General features: G+C 70.9%; 1 protein-coding gene. It reads right to left on the reverse strand.

Annotated elements, in window-relative coordinates:
- Positions 1-1,876 (reverse strand): 1-deoxy-D-xylulose-5-phosphate synthase (dxs, locus tag CIW48_RS32775; protein WP_149314501.1); only part of this gene is annotated, 1,876 nt, incomplete at its 3' end.
- Between the last annotated feature and the right edge of the window lie 21 nt (positions 1,877-1,897).

Raw genomic sequence — 1,897 nt, forward strand, 5'->3', positions numbered from 1 at the left:
CCGGCAATGTGTCGAGGGCTGTCTGGACGATGGTTTTGGCATCGAGCCCGGCCTGGGCGTACATCTTCTCGGGGCTGTCGTGGTCCTGGTAGGTGTCCGGCAGCGTCAGCGTCCGCACCCGCACCTGGCCCGCATCCAGCGCGCCCCGCTCCGCCAGCAGGTGCAGCACCATCGCGCCGAACCCGCCGCGCGAGCCCTCCTCGATCGTGAGCAGAACCTCGTGCTCCCGCGCCAGGTCCAGGATCAGCGCCTCGTCCAGAGGCTTGGCAAACCGCGCATCCGCCACCGTCACCGCAACGCCCTGCTCCGAGAGCGTGTCGGCCGCCTTCAAGGCCTCCGACAGCCGCGTGCCCAGGCTCAGGATCGCCACCCGCGCCTCCCCGTCCCGCCGCACCACACGGCCCTTGCCGACGGCCAGGACCTCGCCCCGCTCCGGAAGCTCGACGCCCACGCCCTCGCCGCGCGGGTAGCGCAGCGCGATCGGGCCGCTGTCATGGGCATGCGCCGTCGCCACCATGTGCACCAGCTCCGCCTCGTCGGAAGCCGCCATCACGGTCATGTTCGGCAGGCAGCACAGATACGCCAGGTCGAACGCGCCGGCATGCGTCGCCCCGTCCGCACCCACCAGCCCCGCCCGGTCCAGGCAGAACCGCACGGGCAGGTTCTGCAGCGCCACGTCGTGCACCACCTGGTCGTAGGCCCGCTGCAGGAAGGTCGAGTAGATCGCCACGAACGGCCGGTAGCCCTCCGTCGCCAGCCCCCCCGCAAACGTCACCGCGTGCTGCTCGGCGATGCCGACGTCGAAGGTCTTGTCCGGATGCGCCTTGCCGAACAGGTCGATCCCGGTCCCGCCCGGCATCGCCGCGGTGATCGCCACGACCTTGTCGTCGGCATCGGCCGCCTTGATCAGGCTCTCGCCGAACACCCGCGTGTAGGCCGGCGCGTTCGGCTTGGCCTTGGCCTGCACCCCCGAGACCACGTCGAACTTGACCACGCCGTGGTAGCGGTCGGCGCTCGCCTCCGCCGGCGCGTAGCCCTTGCCCTTCTGGGTGACCACGTGCAGCAGGATCGGGCCGTGCTCGGCGTCGCGGACGTTCTTGAGCACCGGCAGCAGGTGGTCGAGATTGTGCCCGTCCACGGGGCCGACATAGTGGAAGCCCATCTCCTCGAACATGGTGCCGCCGCCGACCACCAGCGAGCGGGCATATTCCTCGGCCGCGGCCGCGCGCTGGTAGAGCGCCTTGGGCAGGAGCTTGCCGAGCTGCTTGGCGGTCTCGCGCAGGGACTGGTAGGCGCCGCCCGAGGCGAGCCGGGCGAGGTAGGCCGACATGGCGCCGACGGGGGGCGCGATCGACATGTCGTTGTCGTTGAGGATGACGATCAGGCGCGAGTGCAGGGCGCCGGCATTGTTGAGGGCCTCGTAGGCCATGCCGGCCGACATCGAGCCGTCGCCGATCACCGCGATGGCGTTGCGGCGCTTTTGCGGGCGGTTCTTCTGGCGGGCGGTGGCGTTGTCGAGGTCGCGCGCGACCGCCATGCCCAGCGCGGCCGAGATCGAGGTCGAGGAGTGGGCCGCGCCGAACGGGTCGTAGACGCTCTCGCTCCGCTTGGTGAAGCCCGACAGGCCGCCGCCCTGGCGCAGCGTGCGGATGCGGTCGCGGCGCTCGGTGAGGATCTTGTGCGGGTAGCACTGGTGGCCGACGTCCCAGACGATGCGGTCGTCGGGGGTGTCGAACACGTGGTGCAGCGCCACCGTCAGCTCGACCACGCCCAGCCCCGAGCCCAGATGGCCGCCGGTGATCGACACCGCGTCGATCATCTCGGCGCGCACCGCATCCGCAACCGCCTGAAGCTCCGACTCCGGAAGACGCCGCAACGCCGCAGGAGACGGGACACG

The sequence above is a fragment of the Methylobacterium sp. P1-11 genome (assembly GCF_008329595.1).
Classification (GTDB): Bacteria; Pseudomonadota; Alphaproteobacteria; order Rhizobiales; family Beijerinckiaceae; genus Methylobacterium.